This window comes from Clostridium cibarium (assembly GCF_014836335.1).
Taxonomy (GTDB): Bacteria; Bacillota; Clostridia; order Clostridiales; family Clostridiaceae; genus Clostridium; species Clostridium cibarium.
In genome coordinates this window covers 11,702-27,805 of record NZ_JACSRA010000034.1, presented here as the reverse complement: position 1 = coordinate 27,805, position 16,104 = coordinate 11,702, and the positions used below count along the sequence as shown (strand labels likewise).

14 protein-coding genes are annotated in these 16,104 nt (G+C 28.0%); all 14 read left to right on the top strand.

The features are described 5' to 3' along the window. The first annotated feature begins 16 nt into the window (after positions 1–16). The 14 genes from H9661_RS17025 to H9661_RS16960 are packed head-to-tail and all read left to right on the top strand — an operon-like array spanning position 17 to position 16,093. Positions 17–271, top strand: a complete 255-nt coding sequence (locus H9661_RS17025; protein WP_191769982.1) for an acyl carrier protein — start codon at positions 17–19, stop codon at positions 269–271. Continuing rightward, complete coding sequence (locus H9661_RS17020) at positions 258–1,490, top strand: phenylacetate--CoA ligase family protein (RefSeq protein WP_191769980.1); 1,233 nt, start codon at positions 258–260, stop codon at positions 1,488–1,490. Before H9661_RS17025 ends, H9661_RS17020 begins: the two co-directional genes overlap by 14 nt. Before the next feature lie 40 nt (positions 1,491–1,530). Beyond that, complete coding sequence (locus H9661_RS17015; protein ID WP_191769977.1) at positions 1,531–2,859, top strand: aminotransferase class III-fold pyridoxal phosphate-dependent enzyme; 1,329 nt, start codon at positions 1,531–1,533, stop codon at positions 2,857–2,859. A gap of 4 nt (positions 2,860–2,863) precedes the next feature. Next, positions 2,864–4,363: a class I adenylate-forming enzyme family protein gene (locus H9661_RS17010; RefSeq protein ID WP_191769975.1), complete on the top strand. Its 1,500-nt coding sequence runs from the start codon at positions 2,864–2,866 to the stop codon at positions 4,361–4,363. Positions 4,364–4,385: 22 nt separating this feature from the next. Further along, positions 4,386–5,438, top strand: coding sequence for an Ldh family oxidoreductase (locus H9661_RS17005; RefSeq protein WP_191769973.1), 1,053 nt, complete (start codon positions 4,386–4,388; stop codon positions 5,436–5,438). Positions 5,439–5,463: 25 nt separating this feature from the next. Beyond that, positions 5,464–6,441, top strand: coding sequence for an acyl-CoA dehydratase activase-related protein (locus H9661_RS17000; RefSeq protein ID WP_191769971.1), 978 nt, complete (start codon positions 5,464–5,466; stop codon positions 6,439–6,441). After that, a complete protein-coding gene (locus H9661_RS16995) occupies positions 6,423–7,367 on the top strand; it encodes an acyl-CoA dehydratase activase (RefSeq protein ID WP_191769968.1) in 945 nt (314 codons plus the stop codon). Before H9661_RS17000 ends, H9661_RS16995 begins: the two co-directional genes overlap by 19 nt. 34 nt (positions 7,368–7,401) lie before the next feature. Then, on the top strand, positions 7,402–8,691 hold the full coding sequence (locus H9661_RS16990; RefSeq protein WP_191769966.1) for a PLP-dependent aminotransferase family protein: 1,290 nt from the start codon (positions 7,402–7,404) through the stop codon (positions 8,689–8,691). Positions 8,692–8,726: 35 nt separating this feature from the next. Continuing rightward, entirely contained in the window at positions 8,727–10,427 is a 1,701-nt protein-coding gene (locus tag H9661_RS16985; protein ID WP_191769964.1) for an ABC transporter ATP-binding protein, read from the top strand. After that, complete coding sequence (locus H9661_RS16980; RefSeq protein WP_191769962.1) at positions 10,427–12,145, top strand: ABC transporter ATP-binding protein; 1,719 nt, start codon at positions 10,427–10,429, stop codon at positions 12,143–12,145. The genes H9661_RS16985 and H9661_RS16980 overlap by 1 nt, the downstream gene beginning before the upstream one ends. A 46-nt stretch (positions 12,146–12,191) precedes the next feature. Further along, complete coding sequence (locus H9661_RS16975; RefSeq protein WP_191769960.1) at positions 12,192–13,253, top strand: phosphotransferase; 1,062 nt, start codon at positions 12,192–12,194, stop codon at positions 13,251–13,253. Continuing rightward, on the top strand, positions 13,246–13,971 hold the full coding sequence (locus tag H9661_RS16970) for a glycosyltransferase family protein (RefSeq protein ID WP_191769959.1): 726 nt from the start codon (positions 13,246–13,248) through the stop codon (positions 13,969–13,971). The genes H9661_RS16975 and H9661_RS16970 overlap by 8 nt, the downstream gene beginning before the upstream one ends. Positions 13,972–13,975: 4 nt before the next feature. Then, on the top strand, positions 13,976–15,229 hold the full coding sequence (locus H9661_RS16965) for a hypothetical protein (RefSeq protein ID WP_191769957.1): 1,254 nt from the start codon (positions 13,976–13,978) through the stop codon (positions 15,227–15,229). A gap of 51 nt (positions 15,230–15,280) precedes the next feature. Next, a complete protein-coding gene (locus tag H9661_RS16960) occupies positions 15,281–16,093 on the top strand; it encodes a Cof-type HAD-IIB family hydrolase (protein ID WP_191769955.1) in 813 nt (270 codons plus the stop codon). The last annotated feature ends 11 nt before the right edge of the window (positions 16,094–16,104 follow it).

Here is a 16,104-nt window from a genome sequence, read left to right as displayed (position 1 = left end):
TAAAGGGGAAATGTAAATGGTTAATAAACTAGAAATAGAAACTTATTTAAAATCACTTTTAAAGGATTATGAAGATGAAGATGGAGTAATAAGGGCTGAATACATGGATTCATTTGAATTTGTACAAATAATGCTAACAATAGAAGATTATTTTGATATTGAATTTGATGACAAGTTGTTGGATATGGAGATTTTTGAAAATGTAGATTATGTAATAAGTTGTATATATGAAATGATTAATTGTAAGGAAAATTCACATGAATGTGTATAATTATCAATTATTAAAGAATAGAAAAAAGCTTATTGAACTATTATCATATGCACGCTCAAATGTTCCAGCTTATAGAAAAATAAAAAGGGATGTTTCATATTATATTTCTAGTTATGAAGCATGGTGTGAACTTCCCATTATTAAAAAAGATGATATTAAATTAAATTGGGATAATTTTATCAAGAATAAAGATATATTGGATAATCCTAATGCTATATTGCAACATACGAGTGGAAGTTCTGGAGAACCATTAAGGATTATTAAAAATCGACAGGAAGAGCTTAGATTGACTAAAAAAATGTGGAAAACAAGAAAGATGTTCCACAAGGATATTATGAAGTGGAAATTACTATACTTTTATAGAAACCTGGAGTCCAATAAGTTAAATGCACTAAGGATAGGAGACAATAATGATTATCTTGACCTATCAGAGAAAAGCTTTGAAAAATATATTAATGAGATTTTAGAATTTGATCCTGATTGGATTATTGGGGCACCTATTGCTGTCAATAAATTTGCTAATTTTTGTGGCGATAGAAATATAGTTCTTTCTAATATTAAGATGGTAGAATTATATGGAGAGCAGATATTACCATACCAAAAAAATAATATTGCTACTAAGATATGTAACAATATTATTAATCACTACGGGTCAAGAGAGACAGGTATTATTTCTTATCAATGTTTTAATGAATATATGCATGCATGGGATGATGAACTGTTTTTTGAATTATTTGAGTCTGGTAAACCCACTATGAGTGATGGTCTGGGAGAATTAGTAGTAACTGTTTTATCTAATAAGGAAATGCCTTTAATTAGATATGTTTTAGGTGATTACGTTAAAATGAAGTATCATCAAAAACAGTGTAGTTGTGGTAATAAATCGTTAATAACAATAGAACCTATAGGTGGGAGAATTTCTGATTTAGTATATACATCAAAGAAAATAGTTAGTAGTGGCATTTTCGATACAATATTTTCTAGGTTTATTTTAAAGTACCCAGGGTTAATTAAAGAATTTCAGGTTATTCAAAAAGATAGAGGGATATTTGATATAAAAATTGTACAAGAAAATAAAATTGATTCTATTGCACTGAAAGAAATACAAAACACATTGAATGAATATTTAGATGAACCACAAATTAACTTTGAATATGTGGATAGCATTAAAAGCATGAATTCGGGTAAAACAAAAAGTTTTATTTCATTGAAAAAATGATAAATTAGTAAATATAAGATCTAAAAGGATGGCGGTATAAGTGAAAAAATTATTATCAAAAACGGATTATTATGAATTAGATTATAAACATGTATGGCATCCATGGAAGAAGAATATTAAACTTGGAGAAAATAACATATTTGTTTCAGGAAATGCTTGCTATGTAACAAGTATAGATAATAAACGTTATTTGGATGCTACAAGTGCAGCTTTGAATGCAAGTTGCGGATATAATCATTCTAAGATTATTAATGGAATAACTAAACAGATGTCTACACTTATGAATTTTGACTTGAGTAGATATTCTACAATTCCTCCAATAGAACTTGCAAAAGAAATATCTGATTTACTACCAGAAAAATTAACTCGCACATTTTATTGTACGAGTGGATCTGAAGCTACAGAAGCTGCTGTTAAAATGGCGCAAATGTATTTCGAATTAACAGGCAAAAAAAATAAAAAACAAGTTATATCGTTAGAACTAGGATATCATGGTTCTACAATTGGTGCAATCAGTATTTCTCACTCAGAATACGTTCAGGCAAATAATGTATATTTAACATCTGTGTATCATAGTATTCCAGCACCTAGATGCTCTAAATGTCAAAAATTTATTGAGCATAATGATTGTGAGATGCCTAATGCATTATTATTAGAAGATAAAATTAGAGAATTAGGTGCAGATAATGTAGCTGCTTTTATTATGGAACCGATATTAGGGATAGGTGGATATATTATTCCGCCATACGATTATATTCAAAAAGTTTCAGAAATTTGTAAAGAATACAATGTTCTGTTTATATTAGATGAAACTATGACTAGCTTCGGGAGAACTGGTAAAATGTTTGCTTTTGAACATTTCGGTGTTGTTCCAGATATCTTAGTATGTGGTAAAGGGATTAGTGGTGGTTATTTTCCACTTTCTACAATTACAACATCTGAAGAAATTTATTGTTCATTTAAAAATGATAGATATTTAGGTGGATTTAGACATGGGCATACAAATTCAGGTCATGCATCAGGTATTGCTGCAGCAATAGCAACTTTGGAGGTTATTGAAAGTGAAAATTTAGTTGATAACTCAAGGAAAATTGGTGAACTATTATTATTTCATTTAAAACCACTTGAAGATACGTATAAATTCATAAACAATATAAGAGGATTAGGTCTTATGGTGGCAATTGATTTTAAAAGTGAACAGCTCTGTTATGAAGCATGTATGAGTTGTTTTGATAAGGGATTAATTGTGAGACAAGCTAATCAAGCCCTTGCTTTATTGCCGCCATTAATAATATGTGAAGAAGAGGCACAAAAAATTATAAAAATCATTAAATCAGTTTTAAGTGATATGCAGAAAAAAATGAGGTGAAAAAATGGATTTAGTGCACTATACCGAACAAAAATGTAGAGTGTTGAGTGATATCTTATTTTTGCAAGCTAAAATGCAGCCAAATGAATGTATAGCTATATGGAAACAGAAAAATTATACGTATCAGGAGATATATCGTGTAGCTAGTGGATTGTCAATGAAGATTGAAGAAAAAGTAGGACGTAAGAAAAGGGTGGGGTTAATTACTTCAAAAAGTATAGATTACTTGATTGGTTATTTTGCAATCATTATGGCCGGTGGACAAGTTGTTCCTTTTGATCAAGAACTTACAGCTGAAGAAATTTCAAGAGAGATGGAATATTGTAATATTGAGCTTTTAATATATAATGATTACTTTAAATACAAAGATATCATTCAGGTAGCTAAATCAATTTACTTGACAGAAGTCAGTTATGAGTTATATGAAAAAAAATCTTTAAATTATAAGTATAATACATCAGATATAAATCCTGATAAGGTAGCATTGTTTTTACATACATCAGGGTCTATTGATAAACCCAAACGTGTTATGTTGACTCACCGAAATATCATTGAAAATGCTAAAGCTCATGTAATACATATGAAATTAGCTCCAAAAGATAAAGTACTAATCACTTTGCCAATGCATTTTGGATATTGTAATACAGCACAAATGATTGCTCACTTATTACTTGGCGGGACATTAATTATTCTGGATGGCATTTTTTCGCCACATAAATTACTAAATTATATTGAAAAATACCGGATCAATGTTTTTACAGCAGTACCTACAATACTATCTCAAGTATTAGCCTTTAAAGCTAGAGATAAATATGATTTAACTAGTGTTAAACAAATTACTTTTGGGGGGGCTCCAATAGCTGTAGAGAAATTGGAAATGTTATCAGAACTTTTTAAAGATGCAGCATTATGTCAAACATATGGATTGACTGAGGCAGGTCCTCGTGTTACAGGCGTTATCCCACAGGTTAATAAAAAAATTGATAACTCAGTAGGGAGTGCTCTACCAAATGTTAAGCTAATTATTATAAAGGAGGATGGGACAAAAGCTAAACCTTTTGAAATTGGTGAAATACATGTAAAAAGTCCTGGAATAATGAAAGGTTATTATGAAAGAGGCGAAGAAACATTACAAGTAATAAAAGATGGGTGGCTATCAACTGGTGATTTAGGATATGTTAATAATTTGGGAGAATTGTTCTTAAATGGACGTATAAAAAATATAATTATACGTGGTGGTATAAATATTTATCCTGAAGAGATTGAAACTTATTTAATGAAATATGAGAAAGTTAAACAAATCATTGTTGAAGGAAAGCCACATGAGATATTAGGAGAAGTGCCCAACGCTAGGGTTGTTGTTACAGATAATAGCATAACTACTAAAGATTTGGAGAGATTTGCAAGAAAAGGGCTGGCTAAATATAAAATTCCTAGTTTTGAAATTGTAGAAGAATTGGAATATACCTACAACAAAAAGATTAAAAGAAAAACTTCAAAGTAAAGATAAAAGGAAATTAGTGTAAATGAGTAAACGTATATCACATATAGATTTAATAGGAATAGTTAGAGAGATTTTCTTGAAATATAAATTTGAACCGATTAAGGCTCAAATAAGTGCTGAAATATTAGTTGAAGCAGATTTAACAGGCAAAGTTTCACATGGTGTATCTAAAATAGGGTCATATTATATCCCGTTGATTGAAAATCATATCGTAAATCCTAATGCAAAAAATAAAATTATATTTGAAAGTAAACATAAATTGATTATAGATGGTCATTCTGAACTTGGTTTATGTACGGCTCATGATGCCATGAAAAAATCTATTGAAAAAGCTAGAGAGAATGAAGTATGTATTACATCGGTATTAAATAGTACTCATTTTGGAACTGCTTCATTTTATACACAAATGGCAGCTAAAGAGAATTATATTGGCATTGTTATCACTAATGGTTGCCCAGCGATTGTGCCGCCAGGAGGGCATGTACCATTAACTGGAACAAATGCTTTATCAATATCATTTCCCAATATGTCTGAATATCCTATTATTATGGATATTGGGATGAGTTCAACTTCATTAGGGAATTTGTTTATAAAAATGAAAAATAATGAAGAGGTACCTAAGGAATATGGGGCATATGCATTACTAGAAAAATATCATCTACATAATCAAAAAATGATATCTCCAGAGGTTATATTGAGAGAACGTATGCTCACACCTTTTGGTGGAAGTGATTTAAGAGGAAAGTATAAAGGCTTTCAGTTAGCGTTAATGATTGATTTATTCTTAGGCATATTTTGTGGAGGTAAATTTAGTTATGAGCAGGAAATTGGAGAAGCTAGTCAACTATTTATTTGTATTAATCCATATACTTTTGTTTCAAAAGCAATGTATAAAGAAAGGGTTGATAATATTATAAAGGTAGTAAAAAACTCCAAAGTTTTTGATGGATTTGATGCATTAAGAGTTCCAGGAGAACGTGCTTATAATGAAAAGAAAAAAAATTTAAAAAATGGGGTTTTATTAGAAGAACACTTGTTAGATGAACTATTAATATTGAGTCAAAAATTTAAATAATAAATTGAAGGATATGGAGGCTGTTATGAGCAACAAATACAATGGCGAGTTAGTTGGTTTATCACAAGAGCGTGTGTTAATTGATAAAGGTAAGTGGGAAGCTTTTTTAAAAATTCTAGGCGTAAATTTTATTATTTCTGATTTAAGAGCTGAAACATCAGTTGAAAAGGCAAATTCTATTTTCAAATTTACTTCAGACTATTGTTATTTTAGAAAAACGTGTTTAGGACAATATGTAGATTTGATAGATAAAGAATGCAAGATATTACTAGTGCCAGTTGAAAATACAGAAGGACATTTAGCTTGTAATAGCACAAATTTTATGGCACAGGAGATTGCTGAATATTATAAGAATAAGGTGAAAGTACTTAATTTTGCAGTAGACACCAAAAAGGATTTACGACTTGAAACTTTAAGAAAAATAGCTGAATATTTTTGTGATTCAGAAAAAATTATTTTGCAAGCCTTAAAATTGTGGGAGGATATGAGTCAATCTAAAAACTTATATTTAAATGTAAAAAACAATAAAAATATTACATTATTACTAATAGGGCGAATTTTTCATTTCTTTGATTGTTCTGATGCTAATAGCATAATGGTTAAGTATTTAACTGATAAACTTTCGGTAAGAGTTGTTACTGCAGAAGATGTAAGAACAAATAATATAAAAGCTTTTATGAAAGCTCATAAATTGGTTAACAATCGTAATTTAGTGTTTAAAAAAAATATACACAAATATTGGCCTACAGAATCTTATGTAGCAACAATATTATCACCAAACGAAAAAATTGATGGAGTAATTTTGCTAAAAGATTGTTATTGTAATGCAGGTATAGAGGAGATTAATGTTCTTGACAGATTATTAAAGGAGTTAAATATACCAAGTTTGATTATTTCCTACAGTTTGGAAGCACAAAGCACAATAGAAACATCACTTGAGACCTTTGTTGAAATGATTGATTGGAAAAGAAAGGAGAAAGGTATATGTACTACATGGGAATAGATGTAGGATCTACAACGTGTAAGGTAGTAATTATCGATACAGTAGGAAAATTAGTATGCAGTTATATTGAAAAGGTATATGCAGAACCATTAGATGTAATAAAAGAAATACTAAAAAAAATTGATTTAGATATATTTAAAATAAAAAAAGTTGGTGTAACAGGTAGTGCTAGAATTTTAATTGCAAAATGTATTAATTCAGATATTGTTAAAAGTGAGATTATTGCACACACTTATGCGGCTGTCAAACAATTTCAGAATGTAGGGTCTATAATAGAAATAGGTGGCCAAGATTCTAAATTTGTGAAGCTAGAGAACAACATGATAAAAGATTTTAAAATAAATTCTGTATGTGCAGCAGGCACTGGTTCATTTATTGAGTGGCAAGCTAAAAGACTAAATCTGAGTGTTGAAGAATTTGATAAACTTGCGTTAGAATCTAATAAAAAGTTAAATATAGCTGGAAAATGTGCGGTATTTATAGAAAGTGCAATTATTAATTATCAAAGAATTGGGGAAAGTAAAAAAAATATTACAAATGCCATTTGTGAGGTATTAGTTAAGAATTATTTAAATGAGGTATGTAAGGGAGAAATATTAGAAGAGCCTATCATTTTTCAAGGTGGGGTAGCAAAAATTAAGGCTATGCAAAAAGCTTTTGAGAAGACTCTTGGGAAAAAAATTTTTGTAAGCGATAATTGTCAAAACATGGGGGCGCTAGGAATGGCATTAATAGCAAAAGATACTAATGAAACAGGTAAAAAGGACAAGCTAAATTTAAATAACATATACTTTAAATCTTACAAAAGGGATACTGCAAATTGTGGAGGATGCCCAAGAAATTGTGAGGTTACTAAATTTATAGATGAAGAAACTAATTCAAAATTTATAATTGGTGGTAGGTGTGGTAAAAATTCTGTTTTATAGAATTATAAATAGAAGTTGAAAGGACTTTATGATTATGAGTATAGAAGAATTATTAAATCTGTTAATTACAAATGAAGAGAAAGGTCAAGGCATTATAAATATGGTTCCAAGTGAAAATAACTTAACTCCTATATCACGACTTCCTCTTGTTTGCGATATATATAATCGATACTTTTTTAATAACACAGCTAATGAAAAGGAATGGAACTTTCGAGGAGCACAAGATATTTATGAAATAGAAACTAAAGTTGCAGTAACTTTATTAAAATCATTAGGCAAATCAACATATGTGAATTTAAAACCTATTTCAGGATTAAATGCTATGATACTAGTATTAAATGCTCTAGGGGGGCCTAAAGGTTCGAATATTATTACAATATCACCTGAACAAGGTGGACATTATGCAACTAAAGACTTGGCAGAAAGTTTGGGGTATCATGTAGATTTTATGAAAGGAATAAACGAGCATACTGTTGATTTTGAATATTTAGAAGTCATGCTCAAAGAAAAAACATATAGTTTAGTTTATGTTGATCAATCAAATTGTTTATTTCCTTTAAATGTAGAGTTGCTAGTTCATAAAGTAAGAAAATGTTCCCCTAATACAATTATCCATATTGATGCTAGTCATTGGTTGGGATTAATCTTAGGAGAAGCTATGGAAAATCCTTTAGAATTAGGAGCTGATTCATTTGGTGGGTCAACACATAAGTCTTTTCCAGGACCTCAAAGAGCTGTTTATTTTACTAATAATAAACAGCTTAATGAAAAAGTAAAAGATGCTCAATATTATATGATTAGCAGTCATCATTTTGGTTCAGTTGCAAGTTTAGCGATTGCTTTGATGGAGTTTAAAGAAAAAGATGGTTCAGGATATGCACACCAAGTTATTGCTAATGCAAAAATGTTAGGGAAAACATTAGATTACTTAGGTTATGATGTTAAAGGTAGAGAACTTGGATATAGTCAAGGAAATCAAATATGGATGAGTACGTCTAATATAGGAATTGATTCTTATGAGGCAAGTAAAAGGTTGTCAAAGTGTGGCATTAGAGTAAATGTATTCGATGAGTTACCAGGTACAAAATCACCTATCTTGAGAATTGGTGTTAATGAAATAACACATTTAGGCTGTAATCTGCAAAACATGGAGGCGCTTGCTTATATAATGGATAGCATAATTCAAGAAAAAGATGATATCAAAAACTTAAGAGAACAAGTAAAAGCACTAAAAAATGGAAATATAAAAAAATATGTATATGATTTAAATGAATTAGGAATTAGGTCAAATATATACAAACTTTTGAATACAATATTTAAATAGAACTTGTATCTTAAAGAGGTAAGGTGAATTTAATAATGAATTATAAATGTAAAGCATTTTGGAGTGAAATTGTAAAAACTAGGTTGAAAATAATAGCATTTTTATGTACAATTGCAGCAATTAACATAATTGCTAATTTAGTACCACCTATAGTAATTCAATGGTATATAGATAATATTATTTTAGAGAATAATAAGGTACTTTTATTGTTTGCATGTGGTTGTATTTTTATATGTATGTTGGTAGAAGAGTTTTTTTTAACCTTATTTGAATATATTTATTCAGTGATATTATTCAAAATTATAAAGGAAGTAAAAAATAAAATGTATTCAAATATAATGAATATGGATTATATTAAATATCGAAAATTGCAAAGTAAAATTGTTAATGTTTTTACAAATGATTTAAGCAATATAGTAGATAGTGGGATACAACTATTGCCCCAAATAATTTTTAGTATATTTATTGGTATAGGGGCTTCTATTTATATAATACATATAAGTGTTTGGCTATTTGTAGGAATAGTATTAATAAGTTTAATAGGATTAATCCCTATATATATTCTTAATAAGAGGCAAAATCAATTAGTAGAGCGAGCACAAATAGATGAGCAAATACAAAGTATATATATAAAAGAATGTTTTGATAAACCATTATTCGTAAAAACAAATTATAATATTTCTTATATGGTTAATAAACTTAAACATATAGCAAATAAATTATTACATTCTACTTTGAGAAGAGAATTGAACTTTAGATGTTTTTTAGTTTCCTTAATGGGGAATAATGCAGTTTTAATGACATTTATTTTTGGATTAAGTGTATATTTATATGATAAACATGCCATTACCATTGGAGAGATAGTCGCTAGCATTACTCTTGCTAGGTACATTACTTCGCCAATATCGGAATTAAGTACCTATTATATAACTATAAAAGACATCATACCTCGTTTAAAAAGGATTAATGATATCATTTCGTTAAGTACTGAAAGAGATTTAAAGAAAAAGTTGCTTTTACCAATAAATGTAGATTATAAGATTCGTTTTGAGGATGTCACTGTTATTATTGAAGATAATACAATTTTAAAAGATATAAATTTAGAGATAAGTTCACATAAGAAATATATAGTTATTGGGGAAAGCGGGGCTGGAAAATCTACCTTAATAAATATGTTGTTAAATATATTAGATGTAAAGATTGGTAGAATAGTTATAAATGATTATGATTATAATGATTTAAATAAAGAATGTATAAGAGATTTATTTTCTGTTGCTTCACAGGAAGCAATTTTTTTAAAAGGTACAATTAAGGAAAATTTAAAAATTGTTAATCCTAATGTAACGGATATAGAACTTTCAAATGCTTTATATATAAGTTGTGCAGATGACTTTATTAATAAACTAGAGAATGGGGTTGATACCTTCTTAGAAGAATGTGCAAATAATTTATCAGGTGGTCAAAAACAGCGTTTAAGTATTGCAAGGGCGATACTTAGTAACAGAAGGTTTATATTATTAGATGAAGCAACTTCTATGTTAAATCCTGAAATGGAAAAAAAAGTTCTTTCACGAATATATACAATGACTAATAAAGGAGTAATACACATTACGCATAATGTAGAAAATATTCAATATTGTAATGAGAAAATTATTGTTAAAAATAAAAGTGTTAAAACAGAAATTATTAATAATTGTTTGCAGGAATCTGTTTATAATAGGGAGGAGTATATTTAATGATTTTAAAAAGATTATTGTTCTTCCTTAAATATATAACTGATAAATTAAAGAAAGAACGCAGTTTGTCTATAATAATATGCATTAGTATATTTTTTCATTCTATTGTAAGACTAATAAGTCCTATTTTAATGATGAAATTAATTGATATGATAAATAATATTAATAAGGATTTATTTCTATATATTATGGTTGGCGTATTTATCATCCCATTTATGGATGGTGGTTTAATGACATTTGAAGACTACCAATCTAATAAATTAGGACATAGAATTATTACAAATGTCAGGGTGAAATTTTTTGAGCGCTATCTTAGCCAGCTCTATAGTGTCCTAGAAAAAAATGAAACTGGCATTTATATAAAGCAAATAATAGAGGAACCAAATGAGATTTCCCATTGGATTTATATTGTAGGTATTAAAATATTGCTTAATAGCATGGAAATTTTATTTATTGCAAGTTTTCTATTTAGTTTAGATTTTTATCTTGGTCTATTAAGTATTATAATCTTGTTTTTTTATATTACACCATTTAAATACTTAGGTGAGTCTATTCATCAGACATCTAATAAAGAAATTCAATTAGGTGAAAAATCATTGAATAATATGAATGAAGGAATTAAAGCTTTTTATTTTTCTAAAATATATAATTTGGAAGATTACTTGTGTATAAAATATAACAAAATAAATAATGAACATCTGAAAGCCTATTGCGATGGAATAAGGGCACAAAAATTAGGTAATTGTTTTATTGGATTTATTAAAGCGTTAGGAGTGAGTATTATTTATTTATACGGTGGTTATAAAGTACTCCAAAATGAAATGACAATAGGAACTTTAATTCTAAGCAAAATGTATATAGAGCAGCTCTTTAGTTGTGGCAAAGATTTATACGAGAGATTGACTCAAACATTAGTAAAGGTACCTATTTCAGAACGATTATATATAGCAGAAAAAAATGATGCAAATTTAGAGATTGACGGAACTATTGATTTAACTAATATTTATAGTGTAAGTTATAGTAACATTAGTTTCAGGTATACTAATAAAGATGTAGTAGAGAATGTATCTTTAAAACTAAAAATGAATAAACATACAGCTATTGTAGGAAAAAGTGGCTGTGGTAAAAGCACACTATTAGGTACATTGATTAGACTGTATGATGTAAATAAAGGTGAAATTTTATTAAATGATATACCTATTAATCAATATAAATTAGCTAGTTTAAGAAGAAAGATCAGTCTTGTAACGCAAAATGTAGAAATTATTACTGATACAGTATGGGAAAATATTATTTTCGGCATTGATAATGTTGATGAGGTAAAGGTTAAAGAAATTTGTAAAAGCATAAATATAGATGAGGTAATTAGTAAATTAGAGGATAAGTATAATACAGTAATTGGAAAATCAGGTGAAAGAGGATTATCAGGTGGACAAATCCAAAGACTTGCATTAGCAAGAGCATTGGTGCATGAACCAGATATTTTATTATTGGATGAAGTAACTGTGGGATTAGATTCATCAAATATAAAAAAGGTATTAGCTGGTATAAGAAAATACATGAAGAATAAAACAGTTGTTTATGCTACACATACTAAAGAAATTGCTGAGTGTGCTGATGAAGTTATTTATTTTGACCCTAAGGTAGGTATAGTTTGTGATACGCACAGTAATCTAATGAAAAACAATACAAATTATTATTCCCATTTTAATCAATAGAAACTATAACTAATTAATAAGAGATGAATTTGAGAGAGAGGTAAATATGTATTTTTATAAAAATAATAAATTAATTCAATCTTTAAATGAGAGCAAAATAAAATTTTATTTGAAAAATTTTATAGAAGATGTAACAGAAATACAATATGAACTCATAAAGAAGGGGTATGAAAACATTTCTATAAAGGTGATATTAAATAATAATAAATATCTGCTTAGGTTATGTACTATTGATAAAAAACATCCTATGTTCAGTTGTATAGATAAACTAGTAACTAGAGAAATTAATTTTATGTTTTTTTTGAAAGAAAGAGGGATTGCTATTCCTAGTATATATTCTACTTTACAAGAAAATAAATATTACTTTGTTAGTGATATTGGACAGGAGTGTATATATGCTATTTTATTTAAATTTGTGGATGGAGAACATTTAACATATAATGAAGCTACAATTGAGAAAACTGCAAAACTCCAAGTAAAGATGCACTCAATTTCACAAAATTATAAATTTCAGAAATTACTTTTGGATAAAAATGAACAACTTTATTCAGCAATGGCCTATCGTATGCAGCATCATTCTAAATTGTATACAGAAACTTTTCCTAAAAACTTATATGATACAATGTTAGCAATTTACAAAGTTATTTATAATGAAATAATGCCATATTATAAGTTCGTAGCGAAGCAAATAATTCATAGTGATTTAAAAATGGATAATATTTTATTTTTCAATGAAGAAATTGCAGCAATAATTGATTTTTCTGATATGAGATATGGGACAATTGCTGAAGATTTAGGTATCTATATATGGGATATGTGTGATGTACTTTATGATATAAATTTAGATTTTATTCCATATGTTAACTACTATTTAAAAGTTTATAGTAAGTATAATAATAACTTTAGAATTAATGATCAAATTATGGCTATTAATTATGCAATAGATCGGTATTTAATTATAAACCTATATTATTTAGTTGAAAACCAAGTTTATGAAGATAAAATTAAGTATCAAACAAATAAAGCAGAAAAGCAGCTGAAAATTATAAAATCTTTATTAATTTACAAAAATAAATTAAGGAAAAGAGGTGAATTACTAGATGAATGACAAAATTGGAGTCATAATTCCTTGTGGTGGTACTGGAAAGAGATTAGGTTTGCCATATCCTAAGGAATTATTAGGAATTGAGTCTAATAAAGTACTTATTGATTATTGCTTTGATTTGTTAGTAGGTTATGAGGACAAAGTTCAAGTTATAGTCATTATAAATTCTGAAAAATTAATGACAGTAAGATATTTAGAAAAATATCGTGATAAAATTGACATTGTCTTTTGTTACCAAAAGTCATATGAACAGGAACTTATTGGAGCCATTGAGTCTGCTAGAAACTTATTTTTATCAAAGAATATAGTACTACTTCCAGATACAATTATTAAATTGAAAAATTCCCAAAATATTATTGAGGAAACTATTAAATTACTTGATAAAAATTCATTAGTTTTTTGGGTCAAAAAAGAAAAGGACTTTGATATATTAGCTCAAGAAGGATCATTAAAAATAGATTACAAATTAGGGCAACTGATTGTTGAAGATTATTTGGATAAGCCTATGAAAGAGATTAAAGAATTAAACAGTTATTGGGCAGCATTTGCATTTAACAGAGAATCATCTCACAAATGCTTATATGCATTAAATAAAATCATTCAAAAGGATAGAAATATAAAATTTAAGAATTCTGAATTTGCTAATTCACCAGGGATAGAGGTAGTTGATTCAGTAGATATGGGTACATGGAAGTCAATATATAATTATCTAAGGAGGTGATAACTTGAAGTCTATTTCTATATTTACATCTAGTTATTCAGTAGGTAGCTACATGGGCGGAATTGGTGTTAGAATTTGGGAAATATCTCAAGTTTTATCAAAATATTTTAAGGTTTCAATTATAACTCAACAAAAATCCAATTTTAAATGGCCTAATATAACATTTAAGATATTTGATGAAAAAAATTGGAAAAGCCAAGTGAAAGAATCTGATGTTATATTTTGCGTTGATATACCAGATACACGAATACTACTTTATGCACATGAACTTAAGAAATTAATTGTAACAGAAAATGCTATACCAATTGAGCATTTAGAGTATGACAGTATTAAAAATAGCATTAATAAAGACAAGCATTATTATGATTTAATTATGCGATTTAAACTCCAGATACTGGTTACAGACCATTTTATCACAAGATCTAAGGTAGAAGAACAAACTTTAATTACAGCGATGGCTATGATGGGGAGGATTAACTATATAAATTATTTAGAAAATGAAAATTTGAGAAATCTTATTTCTTATGTGCCTATAGGATTTAATAAATTAAGTGATGTTCATCAGGAAAATTCTCCTTTTATTGATGAAACAATAGAATATGTATGGAATGGTGGGATATGGGATTACTTGGATGCCAATATGGCACTTACTGCGATTGAAATGTGTAGAAGTCAAAAGGTGGATTTAAAGATGAAGTTTATGTATCATCCACCAACTAATCAAAATATTCAAGAATATAAATTAATTCTACGTAACATAAATGAAAAAAAACTCAATAGCAATGTTAAATTTATAAATGAAAATCTCCAACATTATGAACGTGATAAATATTTAAAAAGTTCAAGAGCAATTGTTTGCCTAGGAAAGGATACAATTGAAAATTATACGTGTGTTAGGCTACGCGTAAGAGATGTTTTTCTATATAAAAAGCCAATTGTAATAGATAATTTTGGTGCAACAGCAAGTTTTGTTAAAACACATCAAATAGGTCTTGTTGTATCTAATGAAAAAGAGTTAGCTGAAGCACTTGTCAGCTTAAAAAGAGATGATTGTTTATATAAACAACTTGTTAATAATATAGAAGCAATAAGAAACGATTATTGTATTGAAAATAATATATTAGGACTTGTTGACTTTTTAAATAGAGGAGAAAAAGCTAAAGACATTTGTAATTCTCTAGAAAAACATGATTTATTACTAACAAATTTAATTGATAGCTATTCTTCGCTCAAAGAACCACCAATATATCCTATATAATATTGATTAAAAGCAAATTATAAAAATACTTAATATTGGGTGGGGAAGTATATGGATTTCGGAAAAATAGAAGTTATTATATTTGATATTGATGGTACATTAGTTCATAAAAAAGATTCTATTTCAGCAAGATTAATAAAGCAAATAAATATATTGAAAAAATCAGGATATAAAGTTGGTATTGCTACAGGGAGAAGTATTGCTGAATCTGGCTCTATAATAGATCAAATTAAACCTAACTTTCCTTGTATTTTTGCAGATGGACAATTAGCTTATGACATAGAAAAAAAGGAAGTACTATTCAAAAAATCATTACCATTAGATAAAATAGAATTGATAAAGGTTTATTTAAATGATGATTACCATGTTATCCAAGAAGATGAAAATTATATATATGCAGAAAATCGCTTAGCTGAAATAAGATTTTCAATGGCGTTTGGTGTTAATAGGAAATTTATCTCCAATACAAAAGCTGAAGATAGCATTTTACCAATCCGTATGTATATTACAGCAAAACAACATAAAAAATTTATTTCGTCAGATATTGAAGAAAAAATAATAATGATGAGCGAAAAATGGATTAAAGTATATAGAGCAGGTGAAAATTGGATTATCTTAAGTCTATCACAAAAAGATAAGGTAGATGCTTTGAATGCTATTTGTAAAAAGCTTAAGTTAAAAACAAGCAATATTTTAGCGTTTGGAGATGGGTGTAATGATATTAATTTATTTAAGAGTGTAGGTATTTCTATAGCTATGCAAGGTGCAAATCAGACTGTAAAGAGATATGTAGATTTAGTAACTAATGATGATACTACAAATAGCATATCTAAAATACTTGATAATTTACAATTGTATTATTAAAGGAGGTTGCA

What these genes read in the sequence shown, in the direction of transcription:
- H9661_RS17000 (WP_191769971.1), top strand. Translation starts at nt 5,464, where the DNA reads ATGAGCAACAAATACAATGGCGAGTTAGTTGGTTTATCACAAGAGCGT.
- H9661_RS17010 (WP_191769975.1), top strand. Translation starts at nt 2,864, where the DNA reads ATGGATTTAGTGCACTATACCGAACAAAAATGTAGAGTGTTGAGTGAT.
- H9661_RS17025 (WP_191769982.1), top strand. Translation starts at nt 17, where the DNA reads ATGGTTAATAAACTAGAAATAGAAACTTATTTAAAATCACTTTTAAAG.
- H9661_RS17005 (WP_191769973.1), top strand. Translation starts at nt 4,386, where the DNA reads ATGAGTAAACGTATATCACATATAGATTTAATAGGAATAGTTAGAGAG.
- H9661_RS16975 (WP_191769960.1), top strand. Translation starts at nt 12,192, where the DNA reads ATGTATTTTTATAAAAATAATAAATTAATTCAATCTTTAAATGAGAGC.
- H9661_RS16990 (WP_191769966.1), top strand. Translation starts at nt 7,402, where the DNA reads ATGAGTATAGAAGAATTATTAAATCTGTTAATTACAAATGAAGAGAAA.
- H9661_RS16995 (WP_191769968.1), top strand. Translation starts at nt 6,423, where the DNA reads ATGTACTACATGGGAATAGATGTAGGATCTACAACGTGTAAGGTAGTA.
- H9661_RS17020 (WP_191769980.1), top strand. Translation starts at nt 258, where the DNA reads ATGAATGTGTATAATTATCAATTATTAAAGAATAGAAAAAAGCTTATT.
- H9661_RS16960 (WP_191769955.1), top strand. Translation starts at nt 15,281, where the DNA reads ATGGATTTCGGAAAAATAGAAGTTATTATATTTGATATTGATGGTACA.
- H9661_RS16985 (WP_191769964.1), top strand. Translation starts at nt 8,727, where the DNA reads ATGAATTATAAATGTAAAGCATTTTGGAGTGAAATTGTAAAAACTAGG.
- H9661_RS16980 (WP_191769962.1), top strand. Translation starts at nt 10,427, where the DNA reads ATGATTTTAAAAAGATTATTGTTCTTCCTTAAATATATAACTGATAAA.
- H9661_RS16970 (WP_191769959.1), top strand. Translation starts at nt 13,246, where the DNA reads ATGAATGACAAAATTGGAGTCATAATTCCTTGTGGTGGTACTGGAAAG.